12 protein-coding genes and 4 pseudogenes are annotated in these 13,183 nt (G+C 69.2%); 9 read left to right on the top strand and 7 right to left on the bottom strand.

What is annotated here, in order from left to right; translation table 11 throughout:
* Nucleotides 1–118: 118 nt before the first annotated feature.
* Nucleotides 119–1,108, bottom strand: coding sequence for a LacI family DNA-binding transcriptional regulator (locus tag OG472_RS08295; RefSeq protein WP_405943154.1), 990 nt, complete (start codon nt 1,106–1,108; stop codon nt 119–121).
* A 389-nt stretch (nt 1,109–1,497) separates the two neighbouring features.
* Here OG472_RS08295 and chvE point away from each other — a divergent pair, with 389 nt between their 5' ends.
* The 3 genes from chvE to mmsB all read left to right on the top strand — a co-directional run bounded on the left by chvE (nt 1,498) and on the right by mmsB (nt 5,481).
* Nucleotides 1,498–2,592, top strand: coding sequence for a multiple monosaccharide ABC transporter substrate-binding protein (chvE, locus tag OG472_RS08300; RefSeq protein ID WP_405941233.1), 1,095 nt, complete (start codon nt 1,498–1,500; stop codon nt 2,590–2,592).
* Between the two features lie 102 nt (nt 2,593–2,694).
* On the top strand, nt 2,695–4,242 hold the full coding sequence (mmsA, locus tag OG472_RS08305; RefSeq protein ID WP_401604138.1) for a multiple monosaccharide ABC transporter ATP-binding protein: 1,548 nt from the start codon (nt 2,695–2,697) through the stop codon (nt 4,240–4,242).
* 3 nt (nt 4,243–4,245) lie between these two features.
* Entirely contained in the window at nt 4,246–5,481 is a 1,236-nt protein-coding gene (mmsB, locus tag OG472_RS08310) for a multiple monosaccharide ABC transporter permease (protein ID WP_401604141.1), read from the top strand.
* Nucleotides 5,482–5,621: 140 nt separating this feature from the next.
* Here the strand turns inward: mmsB and OG472_RS08315 are convergent.
* Nucleotides 5,622–5,911 (bottom strand): annotated as a pseudogene (locus OG472_RS08315) (phytanoyl-CoA dioxygenase family protein); the annotation flags it as partial.
* Nucleotides 5,912–6,364: 453 nt separating this feature from the next.
* Between OG472_RS08315 and OG472_RS08320 the strand changes: the two are divergent.
* The 4 genes from OG472_RS08320 to OG472_RS08335 all read left to right on the top strand — a co-directional run bounded on the left by OG472_RS08320 (nt 6,365) and on the right by OG472_RS08335 (nt 9,072).
* Complete coding sequence (locus tag OG472_RS08320; RefSeq protein ID WP_401604559.1) at nt 6,365–6,640, top strand: hypothetical protein; 276 nt, start codon at nt 6,365–6,367, stop codon at nt 6,638–6,640.
* A gap of 73 nt (nt 6,641–6,713) precedes the next feature.
* Nucleotides 6,714–7,664 (top strand): expansin EXLX1 family cellulose-binding protein, encoded by a 951-nt coding sequence (locus OG472_RS08325; RefSeq protein WP_405828727.1) that lies wholly within the window; start codon nt 6,714–6,716, stop codon nt 7,662–7,664.
* Nucleotides 7,665–7,678: 14 nt separating this feature from the next.
* Nucleotides 7,679–8,251 carry a SigE family RNA polymerase sigma factor gene (locus OG472_RS08330; RefSeq protein ID WP_405941234.1) on the top strand — a complete coding sequence of 191 codons (573 nt, stop codon included), beginning with the start codon at nt 7,679–7,681 and terminating at the stop codon, nt 8,249–8,251.
* Nucleotides 8,248–9,072: a hypothetical protein gene (locus OG472_RS08335; RefSeq protein ID WP_405828730.1), complete on the top strand. Its 825-nt coding sequence runs from the start codon at nt 8,248–8,250 to the stop codon at nt 9,070–9,072. Before OG472_RS08330 ends, OG472_RS08335 begins: the two co-directional genes overlap by 4 nt.
* Before the next feature lie 82 nt (nt 9,073–9,154).
* Here OG472_RS08335 and OG472_RS08340 read toward each other — a convergent pair whose 3' ends face one another.
* Nucleotides 9,155–9,496: a hypothetical protein gene (locus tag OG472_RS08340; protein WP_405941235.1), complete on the bottom strand. Its 342-nt coding sequence runs from the start codon at nt 9,494–9,496 to the stop codon at nt 9,155–9,157.
* A gap of 75 nt (nt 9,497–9,571) precedes the next feature.
* Here OG472_RS08340 and OG472_RS08345 point away from each other — a divergent pair.
* Together OG472_RS08345 and OG472_RS08350 are read left to right on the top strand one after the other, a co-directional pair.
* Nucleotides 9,572–9,751 (top strand): annotated as a pseudogene (locus OG472_RS08345) (tyrosine-type recombinase/integrase); the annotation flags it as partial.
* Nucleotides 9,752–10,136: 385 nt separating this feature from the next.
* Nucleotides 10,137–11,413: pseudogene (locus OG472_RS08350) on the top strand (cation:proton antiporter).
* A 167-nt stretch (nt 11,414–11,580) separates the two neighbouring features.
* On the opposite strand, the gene OG472_RS08355 reads toward OG472_RS08350, so the two are convergent.
* The 4 genes and pseudogenes from OG472_RS08355 to OG472_RS08370 all read right to left on the bottom strand — a co-directional run bounded on the left by OG472_RS08355 (nt 11,581) and on the right by OG472_RS08370 (nt 13,057).
* Nucleotides 11,581–11,895 carry a hypothetical protein gene (locus tag OG472_RS08355; RefSeq protein WP_405941236.1) on the bottom strand — a complete coding sequence of 105 codons (315 nt, stop codon included), beginning with the start codon at nt 11,893–11,895 and terminating at the stop codon, nt 11,581–11,583.
* A 91-nt stretch (nt 11,896–11,986) separates the two neighbouring features.
* Nucleotides 11,987–12,252 (bottom strand): annotated as a pseudogene (locus OG472_RS08360) (DUF4235 domain-containing protein).
* Nucleotides 12,249–12,647 carry a DUF3618 domain-containing protein gene (locus OG472_RS08365; protein WP_405828735.1) on the bottom strand — a complete coding sequence of 133 codons (399 nt, stop codon included), beginning with the start codon at nt 12,645–12,647 and terminating at the stop codon, nt 12,249–12,251. Before OG472_RS08365 ends, OG472_RS08360 begins: the two are co-directional and overlap by 4 nt.
* The gene (locus OG472_RS08370; protein ID WP_401604157.1) at nt 12,644–13,057 is read right to left on the bottom strand and encodes a phage holin family protein; all 414 of its coding nucleotides are present in this window, start codon (nt 13,055–13,057) and stop codon (nt 12,644–12,646) included. The genes OG472_RS08365 and OG472_RS08370 overlap by 4 nt, the downstream gene beginning before the upstream one ends.
* Between the last annotated feature and the right edge of the window lie 126 nt (nt 13,058–13,183).

Genomic DNA, 13,183 nt, shown 5'->3' on the forward strand with positions numbered 1-13,183 from the left:
TGTTAGCGTTAACAATCCGCCCTGTCAAGGGATCGACGCAGCCCTCGGTTGAGTGTGTCCGACGCGGCGGTGAGCGTGGGCCGCCGGGGTGGTCAGCCTCGGGTCCGACGGTGCCGGCTCAACGGCGGGTGGTGGGACCCGCGCTGCGACGCAGCACCATCTCGGGCGGAATCCGCACGTGGGTACGGGTGTGCGCGACACCCTCCAGCTCCTCGACGAGCAGTTCCAGGGCCCGGCGGCCGAGCTCGCCGAAGTCCTGCCGCACGGTGGTCAGGGGCGGGGTGAAGTAGGCGGCCTCGGGAATGTCGTCGAAGCCGACCACGCTGATGTCGCCCGGGATCGAGCGGCCGGCCTCGTGCAGGGCGCGCAGCAGGCCGAGCGCCATGTGGTCGTTCGCGCAGAAGACGGCGGTGACGTCGTCCAGTTCGGCGATCCGCAAGCCCGCCTGATAGCCGGCGCGCGCGCTCCAGTCGCCGGGCTCGACACGCGGCACGGGGGCTCCGGCGACCTCCAGCGCGCCGCGCCAGCCCTCCTGGCGGTCCTGGCTCTCCAGCCAGCCGGCCGGGCCGGCCAGGTGGTGCACGGTGCGGTGACCCAGATCGAGCAGGTGCCTGGTGGCGGCTTCGGCGCCGGACCGGTTGTCCACCGAGACCATGGGAACCCGCGACTGGCTGCCCGGTCCGACCGCGACGACCGGCACGGAGCTGGAGAGCTTGGCCACCGCACTGACGGCGGAGATCTGGGGCGCGATCACGACCACGCCTTCCACACCCTGGTCGCGCAGTCGGTCGACAGCCTCCTGAACCGAGCGGCCGTCCAGGGAGTGCAGACTTGTCACGCTGACGAAATACCCCGCACTGCGCGCGGCCTGCTCGATTCCGTGCAGCATCGAGGCGGGACCGTACAGGGTCGATTCGAAGCTGACCACGCCGAGAGTTTGCGAGCGGCGGGTGACCAGGGCGCGGGCAGCGGAATTGGGCCGGTAGTCCAGCTCCCGGATGGCGGCGAGCACCCGCTCCCGGGTGCCGGGCCGCACATGCGGGGCGCCGTTGAGCACCCGGGACACCGTCTGGTGGGACACGCCGGCCAATTTCGCCACGTCCGCCATCACAGGGTGGCGCCGCTCGGTCCCGGCGCTGTCGTTTGCCACGCGCACTTCCTTCCTCGACTCCGGGCCACGGTACGCTACCGACCCTTGACGAAGGCGATGTGAGCATGCCGTCAGCTCCGTCCTCGAGTAGACCAGCGGCAGGCGGTCGCCGGGTGCACGCCCAGCAAGCTGATCGCCTGCGCCATTGTTGAAGACTGAACGATGATCCGAACAGACCCTTGACGGCACACTTGTGAGCGTTAACACTCAGGTATCGCCGGGCCGGAGCCGCTGCAACTCCGAGTTCGCACAGCGTGAGAAGACGACTCCCGGCCGGCCCTGCTCGACGCTTCCGGTCGCCCAGCCGGGTCGCACTGTGCCGGTCGCGGAACATCACTGGAGGAAGTGTGCGGAAGCTTTCAGCGGGCCTTGTCGCCGTGGGTCTCACGCTGTCGCTGGCAGCCTGCGGCCAGAGCGCCAACGGAGCGGGCGACGGCGGGGCCGGCGTAGAGGCCAAAGGGGGCCTCATCGGCATCGCGATGCCGACCAAGTCGTCGGAGCGCTGGATCAACGACGGCAACAACATGGTCAAGGAGTTCCAGGCCAAGGGTTACAAGACCGACCTCCAGTACGGCGACAACGTCGTGGAGAACCAGGTCTCCCAGGTGGAGAACATGATCACCAAAGGGGCCAAGCTGCTGGTGATCGCCGCCATCGACGGTTCCTCGCTCACCAACGTGCTGCAGAAGGCCGCCGACGCCCACGTCCCCGTCATCTCCTACGACCGACTGATCCGCGGCACGAAGAACGTCGACTACTACGCGACCTTCGACAACTACAAGGTCGGCGTCCTCCAGGGCAGTTACATCGTCGACAAACTCGGTCTCAAGGACAGCAAGGGCCCCTTCAACATCGAGCTGTTCGCCGGCTCACCGGACGACAACAACGCCGCGTTCTTCTACAACGGCGCGATGAGCGTCCTCAAGCCGTACATCGACGACAGGAAGCTGGTCGTGCAGAGCGGCCAGACCTCCCTCAACCAGATCGCCACTCTGCGCTGGGACGGCGGTCTCGCCCAGTCCCGGATGGACAACCTGCTGAGCAAGTCGTACACCGCCGCCCGCGTCGACGCCGTGCTCTCGCCGTACGACGGCATCTCGATCGGCATCATCTCCTCGCTCAAGGGCGTCGGCTACGGCGCCGGCCAGCCACTGCCCGTCGTCACGGGCCAGGACGGCGAGCTGGCCTCGGTGAAGTCGATCATCGCGGGCGAGCAGACCCAGACCGTCTACAAGGACACCCGCCAACTGGCCAAGGCCGCGGTCCAAATGGGCGACGCACTGCTGACCGGCGGCAAGCCCGAGGTCAACGACACCAGTCAGTATGACAACGGCGTCAAGACCGTACCGGCGCAGCTGCTCCAGCCGGTCAGCGTCGACAAGGAGAACTACCAGAAGGTCCTGGTGGACAGCGGCCAGTACACCGCGGACCAGCTCAAGTAGCCCACGGGGCCCGAACGACGGGTCCGGCGACGCCGAACCGGCGGTGCGACGCCCGGGAGACCGCCCGGCACCGCACCGCCCCGACGATACGGATGCACGACCATGGCCCGACCCGTTCTCGAGATGCGGTCGATCAGCAAGACGTTCCCCGGTGTCAAGGCTCTCTCCGAGGTCAACCTGACCGTCGCCGCAGGTGAGGTCCACGCCGTCTGCGGTGAGAACGGCGCCGGCAAGTCCACACTGATGAAGGTACTCAGCGGGGTCCACCCGCACGGCGGCTACCAGGGCGAGATCTACTTCGAAGGCGAGCCCTGCCAGTTCAAGGACATCCGGGCCAGCGAGCAGCGCGGCATCGTGATCATCCATCAGGAACTCGCGCTGGTGCCCTACCTGTCCATCGCCGAGAACATCTTCCTCGGCAACGAACACGCCACCCGGGGCCTCATCAGCTGGCACCGGACGCTGACCCACGCCGCCGCACTGATCCGGCAGGTCGGACTCGACGAGAGCCCCCACACCAGGATCGCCGATCTCGGCGTCGGCAAACAGCAGTTGGTCGAGATCGCCAAGGCGCTCGCCAAAAAGGTCAAGCTGCTCATCCTGGACGAGCCGACGGCCGCCCTGAACGACGAGGACAGCCGCAAGCTGCTCGACCTGATCCTCGAACTCAAGGCCCAGGGCATCTCCTGCATCCTCATCTCGCACAAACTGAACGAGATCGCCCGGGTCGCCGACGCCGTCACCATCCTGCGCGACGGGCGGACCATCGAAACCATCGCGATCGGTCCCGACGGCATCTCCGAGGAGCGGATCATCCGCGGCATGGTCGGCCGCGACCTGGAACACCGCTACCCCGAGCGCGCCCCGGAGATCGGCGAGGTCGCCTTCGAAATCGAGGACTGGAGCGTCCAGCACCCGATCGACCACCGGCGGAAGGTGGTCGACGGCGCCTCGCTGCACGTCCGTCGAGGCGAGATCGTCGGCATAGCCGGCCTCATGGGCGCCGGCCGCACCGAACTGGCCATGAGCGTCTTCGGCCGCTCGTACGGACGGTGGACCGGGGGCCGGGTGCGGCTGCACGGCCGGGAGATCCGTACCCGGACGGTGCCGGAGGCGATCGGGCACGGCATCGCGTACGTGACCGAGGACCGCAAGCAGCTCGGCCTCGACCTGGGCGACGACATCAGCCGGAACATCTCGCTGAGCGCCCTCGGCAAGGTCGCCCGGCGGGGCTGGGTCGACCGGCACGAGGAGGTCCGGAGCGCCGAATCGTTCCGGCGGACCATGAACATAAAGGCCCCCTCGGTGTTCGCAGAGACCGGCAAGCTCAGCGGCGGCAACCAGCAGAAGGTCGTCCTCAGCAAGTGGATCTTCGCCGGGCCGGAGGTGCTGATCCTCGACGAACCCACCCGGGGCATCGACATCGGCGCCAAGGCGGAGATCTACACCGTCATCGCCGAACTCGCCGCCCAGGGCAAGACGGTACTCGTCATCTCCTCCGAACTCCCCGAACTCCTGGGCCTGTGCGACCGGATCTACACCATGGCCGAAGGCCGGATCACCGGTGAGGTGACCCGCGCTGACGCCACCCAGGAATCCCTCATGCGGCTCATGACCATGAGTGCGGCATACCCCGACAAGCAGGTGTGAGGCATGGCCCAGACCCAGACCACCCCAGACACCACGCCCGGCACAACGGAGACCGGCCAACGAACGTCGGCCGGTGCCGTACTGGCCCGGGCGCTGCGCGGCAACCTGCGCCAGTACGGGATGCTGGTCGCGCTGGCGCTGATCGTGCTGCTGTTCCAGTTCTGGACGGACGGCATCCTGCTCCAGCCGCTCAACATCACCAACCTGATCCAGCAGAACGGCTACATCCTCATCCTGGCCATCGGCATGATGATCGTCATCATCGCCGGGCACATCGACCTGTCGGTCGGGTCGCTCGCCGCCTTCGTCGGGGCGGCCGCGGCGGTGATGATGGTCGAGCACAAGATGCCGTGGCCCGTGGCGCTGGCGGTCGCGCTGCTGATCGGGGCTCTCGCCGGTGCCTGGCAGGGCTTCTGGATCGCCTACCTCGGGATCCCCTCGTTCATCGTCACCCTGGCCGGCATGCTGCTGTTCCGCGGTGGGACCCAGATCCTCCTGCAGGGCCAGTCGGTGGCTCCGTTCCCCAAGGGCTTCCAGAACATCAGCAGCGGCTTCCTCCCCGCGGTCGGCCCCCAGACCGACTACCACAACCTCACCCTCCTGCTGGGGTTCTCGGTGTTGGCCGTCGCGATCCTGCAGGAGGTGCGCGGACGGCGGCGGGCCGCCTCGTACGGCCTGGAACCGCTTCCGGCCGGGCTGTTCCTGGTGAAGCTCGGCGCGATCACCGCGGCCGTGGTGGCCTTCACGCTGCTGCTGGCCAGCTACCACGGGGTGCCGATCGTCCTGCTGATCCTCGGCGTCCTGCTGGTCGGCTTCGGATACGTGATGCGCAACTCGATCCTCGGCCGGCACACCTACGCCATCGGCGGCAACGAGGCGGCGGCGAGGCTGTCCGGGGTGAAGAGCAAGCGGGTCGTCTTCCTCGCCTTCGTGAACATGGGCGTCCTCGCGGCCCTGGCCGGGCTGGTCTTCGCCGCGCGGCTCAACGCCGGTACGCCGCAGGCCGGCATCAACTTCGAGTTGGAAGCGATCGCCGCCGCCTTCATCGGCGGCGCCTCCGCGAGCGGCGGTGTGGGGACCGTCCTCGGTGCGCTCACCGGCGGTCTGGTGCTGGGCGTGCTGAACAACGGCATGTCGCTGGTCGGCGTGGGTACCGACTACCAGCAGGTGATCAAGGGTCTGGTACTGCTGACGGCCGTCGGCTTCGACGTCTACAACAAGCGCAAAGCCGGAGCCTGACCTCGCCTCTCCTCGGCTCGGCGCCGCCGCCCGCACGAGGAGAGGTACCTCGCCCACCGGGAGCCCGTCTCCTGCGGCTCCGCTCGCGCGTCGACGATCCGCTCGAAGAAGAACGCGTGTGGTGCAGAAGCACCACCGTCCTGGCCGCGCAGGTTCTGATAGCGGCCGGTGTCGGACTCGTTGATCCGCCGGAGATGGCTGCCCGGCACGGTGAGCGTTCCGCCCCTCTCCAGCATCACCGCCTGCGGAAAGTACATAAACTGCACGTCGAAGGCGTCCGGCCGGACGTCGATGATGGCGTCCCCGTGCAGCCGCTGCGCGTCGCCGCAGTGAGGCTCGCGGGCGTGCCGAAGTGGTGGTCCACCCACGGCTCCGGGCCCACGAGGCTGTGCAGGGCCCCTGCCACCTGCGGATGTTCCAGCAGCCGACGGAGTGGACGTGCTTTCACTGCCGGATCTTTGGCAGCTCCATCGGTACGACCACGAGGCCGACTTGACGGTGCACGGCACGGGTACGCGATCCGCCCCGGGCCGAGGTCCGTTATCGCTACCGGGGCCGCTCCTCACACCTCTACGTCCACCTCCGCCTGGGCTCAGGTGGAACCCCCGCAACGTTCCGATGGTCCAGGACGCCGGCCCCGATCTCGCCCTGCTCACCACCCAGCTGCAGCAGGCGCCGGCTGCCTGGCCGAACACCCCGGCACGGGCCGCTGCCGAGGTGTGGGCCGCCCTATGGCGGGTCTCCCGCTCGCCCCTCCGAGGGAGCGGAACACACAGGCCGTTCATCCGGCGGTCGCAGCCGCCGTCGCCCTCATCGAGGCGCGGCTGGGGAACCTCTGACGCTACCGGGCATCCCGGCGGAATCCGATGTTTCCCACAACCACCTGACGCGCCTCTTCCTCGCCGCGACGGGGGAGACGGTCGTCGGCTACATCCGGGCCCCGAATGGAACGGGCGCACCATTCCTGCAGACCACCACGCTCTCCGTCCCCGCCGTCGCCGCGTCGGTCGGCATTCCCGACCTACAGGCGTTCAACAAGGCCTGTCGCCACTCATTCGGAGCCTCTCCGCGCGGCATCCGTGCCTTCCCTGCACTCCCCCGCCCCGCCCCAGCCGTAGCCGTGGCGCCGACCGTGTGCCGCGCCCGGTTCCCGGTGTGAATCGGCGGCAACCTTTTCGCATTCGGCGGCAACCAAGCAGTGCACCTCGACTCGAATCTTCGAACGGACGGACATGCAGACTGCACGGCAGGCCGCGCTGCAGCGCAGGCGCAGGCACAAGCTGATGACGGGAACGGCGGTGATGCTGACCGCCGCGGGCGTCCTCGTCTGCCTGGTGACGGCCATGCTCCCCGGCTCCAAGGCCGAGGTCGGGGCCGACGTGGCGGCCCCCGCCGCCACCCAGGTGAGAGCCACGTCCCCGGCCCCGACGAGCCCCGCGCCGCCGACGGAGAGCTCGCGTGCCGCGGAAACCCCGACCGTGGCCGCCAGTACGACCACCGCGGCGCCACAGCCCTCGGCGAAGGCAACCCCTCAGACGGCATCCACCAGCACCACCACGGCACCTTCGGCAGGACGCATCCAGCCCGGGACCACCTACAAGGGCGTCGCCACCGCCTACGCTGCCGGCGACGGCAACGGCGCCTGCCTGTTCGGCCCGAGCAACGACCTCATGATCGCGGCGATGAACACCGCCGACTACGAGTCGTCCAGGGCGTGCGGCGCGTACGTACGCGTCCGCGCCGCGAACGGCGCCTCGATCACGGTCCGGATCACCAACGAATGCCCACTGCCCTGCGCACCCGGACAACTGGACCTCAGCGAACAGGCCTTCGCGAAACTGGCCGATCTCAAGGTCGGCCGTATCCCGATCACCTGGAGTCTGCTGAGCTCCCACACGCCCAGCACGATCTCCATCCGGTACAAGACCGGTTCCAGCCCCCACTGGTGCGGCATCCAGGTGATCGACCACCGGAATCCGGTCGCACGGCTGGAGGTACGCACCACCAAGGGCTGGCGGAGCCTGCCTCGTACCGACTACAACTACTTCCTCTCCGCCGACGGCAGCGGGTGCGGGGGCGCGATGAGGATCACCGACATCTACGGAGAGCAACTGACGGTCGACAGGGCCGCGCTGCTGCCGAACGTCGCACAACCGACCCGGGTCCAGTTCGCCCCGCACTGATACGCTGCGGCGGGATGTTAACGCACACATTTGCGGAAGGGGCGACCGACAGCGTGGTCCTCGATGACGCGTCCGCGGAGTTCCACGACTTCTTCGAACGCCACTACGCCGAACTCGCCCGGTTCGCCCATCTCCTGACGGGCGAGGCGGACGGTGCCGACGATCTGGCCGCGGACGCCCTGATCGCACTGTGGCGGCGCTGGGACCGGCTGCGCCAGGCCGAGTACCCACTCGCCTACGCCCGTGGCGTGGTCGCCAACCTGGCACGGTCACGGATCCGCAGCACGGTGCGCGAGCGCCGCCGGATCGCCCTGTTCTGGTCCCGCGGTGCGGAGCCGTCGGACGGTCCGGACGTGGCCGCCGTGATGGACGTGCGTACTGCTCTCGCCCGGCTGCCGTTCCGGAAGAGGGCATGCGTGGTCCTGCGGCACGCCTTCGACCTGTCGGAGAAGGACACCGCTCTGGCACTCGGAATATCGGTCGGTACGGTGAAGAGCCAGACCTCGAAGGGGATGGCCGAACTGGAACGGCTGCTGGGCACCACGGGAGCAGCCGGGGAACTGTTGGCGGGGAGGAGGAACCGTTGAACGAGGAGCTCACCGGGCGGCTGCGCACAGCCGCCGAGGCCCACCAGCCCGACCGCGCCCGGATCCTGGCACGCGTGGAAAGCGGCATGTCCGGCGCCCCCGTTCGCCAACGCGAGTCGTCAGGCGCGAGGCCCTGGCCCAGGGTCGCGCTCGCCTCCCTCGCCGCGACCGGCATTCTGGCCGTCGGTGGTTTCGCCGTCGCCGCCATCGTCCAGGCCCCACCGGCCCGGCCGGACATCCCGGCCACCCCCGCCGCTCCGTCCGCGTCGTCCGCGTCGTCCGCGTCGTCCGCGCCCGGGACTCCCCACTGGACGCCGTCGGCGCCCACCACCGGCGGCCCGACCGCGCCGGAACGCTCGTCCTCGACGAGCCCCAGCCCCGCGGCGTCAGGCGCCGCGGGCTCGGCTCGGCCCGGCAGCGCGCGCGTCCAGGACGGACCCCTGTCGTCGGCCGGCTCCTTGGACGCGAGCAGCAACACTTATTGGGCGCAGAGCAACATCACCCTCAAGACCACCCAGCCGCTCAGCGCACTCACCATGGAACTGCGCATCACACAGACCGGCGGAGTGCAGAGCACCGGCAGCTGGCGGACCCTGCCCGCCGACGACTTCACCGTCACCGTGCAGCAGGAGGGCGAAGCGGTGGTCTACTGCTGGATCCTCAAGCCGGGCCGTACGGTCCCGGCCGGACAACACGTCTTCGCCGGCCAGTACAACCACGCCGCCGGCGAACGCGAGGCCAAGCACGACGGCTACCGCGTCGACGCCAACGGTCCGCGCGGCGCCCTCTCGGTCTGGGGCGGCTTCACCCCGGCACGATGAGGCCATGCCCGTAGCCTGGTCGAAGCCACCGAGGACTGCGGCGCGTTCATGCAGATGTCCGGCGTACTCGATCGCATCGCCGTCAAGATGTCGGGGAGACGCCACGACCTGCGACTGCTGCCTCGGGGAAACGCGCGGCCCATGGCCGCCGAGAAGGTTCCTCGGCGGCCAGCGCGTCGGCCCCGCTTCCCTGGGCCGTGGGTAGAACGGCGCGGACCGCCGCCCGACCACGGGCCAGGAGGCAGGACAGGTCGCCGTACACCACGCCACGGCCGTAGCCGCCCAGGCAGGCCCGCCCGTACACGTCGGGGTCGCCGCTGATGACGTTGATGGCGGTCCCGCCGAACTGGTGCTGGTCGTCGTTGATCCGGACCCAGGTGGCGCCGCCGTCGGTGGAACGGAACAGCCCGGTGACGCCCTTCACCTTCCCACCAAGGCGCCGCCCGCAAGGGTGCCGGCGTACTTCGACACCTGGGACTGGGAGGGGTCGCGGGCTTGTGTCTACAGCCTCCGCCACTTCTTCGCCTCGACCTGCCTCACCAACGGCATCCCCATCACCGACGTCGCCGAATGGATGGGCCACAAGAGCCTCGACATCACCTTCAAGATCTACCGCCGCCTCATGCCCGGCTCCATCGGCAAAGCCGTCAAAATCCTCGACGTCGGCCTGGCCGCGTAGAGACCTCTTCGAGTCAGGCGCTCCACCGAGCTCGGGTGGGACCACCTCCGATGATCTGACAAACAGGGCCTCCCGTTGCGCAGGTGGGAGCCTAGTAGCGGTCCGGCGCCCGCTCGGTTTGCGCACCTCTCCGGAAACGACCGGGCGCGCCAGCTCCCGTCACGAGGCTGCCGTGGTCAACGACGTACGAGGCAGGGCATGCGAGGCGACGTGCCCCGGCGGGTTTGACCTGCCAATGTCGATGAGTACGACGGCGAAAGGCAAGCGGCCTCCCGTGCTGCGCCGACGGACACCACGCACCGAACAGCCGAGATGTACCGCGGGTGCCCGTTTCAAGATCGGGTAGGCGGTCCCAGGAGGGTTTCGTACGGGAGTGGGGATCGATCTGACGGGGATCGACGTGGTGTACGCCTGCGCGGGTCTGGGGGCTTTGTGTGCGGCGGTGCTTCCGACCGCCCTGGCGAAGCGGCCCCTGTCGTTGCCCATGGTGTTCCTGGTAGCGGGGTTCCTGGTGTTCCTGCTGTCGCTCGATGCGCTCCCGGCACTGGATCCCGTCCGGCACCGGAGCTTGGTGGAGCACCTCACGGAGGTCTGCGTGGTGGTGGCGTTGATGGGCGCGGGACTGGCCATCAACAGGCCTCCGGGCCGGCGTGCCTGGTCGACGACGTGGCGGCTGCTCGGCTTGGCCATGCCCCTGACGATCCTGTTCACCGCGGCCGTGGTGGGGTGGCCGCCGGCCGTCGCCCTCATGGTGGCGGCTGCCCTTGCTCCCACGGACCCGGTACTGGCCGCGGAAGTACGCGTGGGCGAGCCGACGGACGATGAGGACGACGAGGACGAAGTTCGCTTCGCACTGACCAGCGAGGCGGGGCTCAACGACGGGCTGGCCTTCCCGTTCGTCCTGGCGGCCGTCGCGCTGACCACCGCCTCGGCGACGGGGTGGTCCACGGACGGGCTCTGGCACTGGGTGTGGAGCGACATCCTGGTGCGCAGTGTGGTGGGCTTGGCCGTGGGGTTCGGCGTCGGACGCCTCCTCGGCTGGATGTTCTTCCAGGCCTCCTGGAAGGCGCTGCGGCTCTCCGAGCACCGTGAGGGCTTCGTCGCGCTCGCCGCGACCTTCACGGCCTACGGGCTGACCGAACTCCTCCACGGGTACGGGTTCGTCGCGGTGTTCGTCGCGGCCTGTACGATCCGGAACGCCGAACGCGCCCATCGGTACCACCGCGTCATGCACGCCTTCACCGATCAGGTCGAAAGGCTTCTCACGGCCGTCGTCCTCTTCCTCGTCGGCGGCTTCATCGCCGACGGTGGCCTTGCTGCACCGACCTGGCGCGGAGCCGTTCTGGGGCTGGTGCTGTTCCTGCTGATCCGCCCGGCCGTCGGCTGGGCCGTCCAGATACGGGGCATTGCCACGGGGAAAGAACGAGTGGTCATCGCGGTGTTCGGCATCCGGGGCGTCGGCTCGTTCTTCTACCTTGCGTACGCTCTGGGTGAGGCCGATTTCGCCGCGCCGACGCGCGAGCTGTGGGCTGTGGGCTGTGGGCTGTGGGCTGTGGGCTGTGGGCTGTGGTGACTTTCACCGTGCTGCTCTCGGTACTCGTGCACGGCGTCGCGGCGACACCCGTCACGGCCCGGCTCGACCGCTCGTCCCCGGATCGATGACCGACCGGGGGCTCAAGGCCCGAGAGCGTGGTGTCAGAGCCGGATTGTTTCTGGCACGGCCAGCACCTTGGTGATGTGACCGATAAGGGTGGCCGCGCCCCTGCCGAGCCGACTCGGGTCGGGAAGGGCCGTACGTCCGAGGGCTCCGGCGCACACGGCCGCAGCTGTCAGCTCTGGGTGCGGCCCGTGTCCGAGCGCGGGTAGAGCGGGGCGATGCTCGCCCAGTACCGGTCGAGGTGCGCGTCCGCTGTCTTCAGCGTTCGATTGCCTGTCAGGTCGAGGAAGGCGTGCAGACCGACCACACGCTCGTGACCCGCGCCGGCCCCGGCCGGGGCGGATGCTGTCCGGCGCCAGGGGGCGCGGGCGGCGCCGGCGCTGTGCCCTTGGTTGCGTCGGGCGCGGTTGTACCACCACCGCCCCGTGAGGACGCCGGCGGTGACGGCTGCGGCGGCCAGGACGTGCAGACCGTGTTGCACGGCCATGGCTTCCTCCATGAAGGAGCGTTGTCGGTAGGGGGTGCGTAGGGCGGGCGGTGCCGGCCGGCTCGGGGAAGGTGGCCAGCACCGCGGCTCGTCAGCCCGGCGAGGTGCCCGTCAGGCGCCGTACGGCTACAGCCCCCGACCGGTCGACCAGGCCTTGACCACGGCGAAGATCGCCCCCTGGATGGCCGAGGCGAGCAGGATCTGCTTCCAGGGGCGGTCCTCGTCTGTGGCGTCGGGAGCATCGCCCTCTCCTTCGATGATCTTCCAGGCTTGCTTGAAGGCGGCGCCTGCGATCACGCTGCTGAGGGCGCCCAGCGCCAGTCCAACAGGCTTGTAGGCGATCTTGGATGCCTTCATCGGCGACGTCCCCGACCGCGGCGGACCAGCAGGAAGACGACTAGGACCGCTCCGGCCACCAGGAGCGGGGTGCGGTTGGCACGTGCAGCCGTCGCTGCCTGACCGGCCTTCTCCAAGAGCGGGTCGGGGGTCTTGGCCTTCATCAGCTGGACGGCGTACCCCGTCTTCTCGCGGATCTGTTCGGAGACCAGCGCTGCCTTCTCGGCGGCCTGGCCCTTGACCGCGGCCGTCTTCTCCTTGGCCTGGGCCTTGATGTCGGCCTTGGCGGCGAGGGCCTCGACGGTCTGGCCGAGCTCGTCGCGGGTGCGCTCGACCTGATCGCGCAGTTCGGCGGAGCCGGGGCCGCCAGGGGTAGGGGCGGGGGTGCCGATGTTGGTTCGGGCGTCGTCGTTCATCGGTGTGCCTTCTCCTTGATCTCGGCCAGGTCGGCCTTGACGCTGTCGATGGTCTGCTCGGGAGCCGGGGTACCGGCCCGGGCGAACTGCTTCTTGCCGGCCAGGGCCGTCCCGCCCGCCACGATCGCCAGCACGGCGGTGAGGACGAGGGCGGAGGCCCACACCGGCAGAACGAGCGCGAGGGCGGCGATACAGGTTGCTACCAGGGCCTGGAGCGCGAGGAAGCCGGTAACTCCTGCGGTCCCGAAGAGGCCGCCGCCCTTCCCGTAGCGCTTGCCCTTCTGGGTCATCTCCGCCCGGGCCAGCTGCATCTCCTCGCGTACCAGCTCGGATATCTGCTGCGAGGCGCGTGAAACCAGGACGCCCACCGAGTCGTCAGCGGCGTGGGGCTGCCGCTCTATCGGGCTCATGATGGGGATACCTTGCCTTTCGTCATTCTGCTGGAACGGGCGACACGTCAGCCAGGTGCTCTGCTGGGCGCCGGCGGTGTCCTGGACGGGGGTATCGGCGCTGCGCTCGACCGAGTCGATGCCGTT

Source organism: Streptomyces sp. NBC_00207, assembly GCF_045160965.1.
In the GTDB taxonomy this organism is placed as follows: domain Bacteria; phylum Actinomycetota; class Actinomycetes; order Streptomycetales; family Streptomycetaceae; genus Streptomyces.

Coding starts and splice junctions, on each gene's coding strand:
- OG472_RS08295 (WP_405943154.1), bottom strand. CDS start 1,108: ATGGCGGACGTGGCGAAATTGGCCGGCGTGTCCCACCAGACGGTGTCC.
- OG472_RS08370 (WP_401604157.1), bottom strand. CDS start 13,057: ATGAGCCCGATAGAGCGGCAGCCCCACGCCGCTGACGACTCGGTGGGC.
- OG472_RS08330 (WP_405941234.1), top strand. CDS start 7,679: ATGTTAACGCACACATTTGCGGAAGGGGCGACCGACAGCGTGGTCCTC.
- OG472_RS08325 (WP_405828727.1), top strand. CDS start 6,714: ATGCAGACTGCACGGCAGGCCGCGCTGCAGCGCAGGCGCAGGCACAAG.
- mmsA (WP_401604138.1), top strand. CDS start 2,695: ATGGCCCGACCCGTTCTCGAGATGCGGTCGATCAGCAAGACGTTCCCC.
- mmsB (WP_401604141.1), top strand. CDS start 4,246: ATGGCCCAGACCCAGACCACCCCAGACACCACGCCCGGCACAACGGAG.
- OG472_RS08365 (WP_405828735.1), bottom strand. CDS start 12,647: ATGAACGACGACGCCCGAACCAACATCGGCACCCCCGCCCCTACCCCT.
- OG472_RS08355 (WP_405941236.1), bottom strand. CDS start 11,895: ATGGCCGTGCAACACGGTCTGCACGTCCTGGCCGCCGCAGCCGTCACC.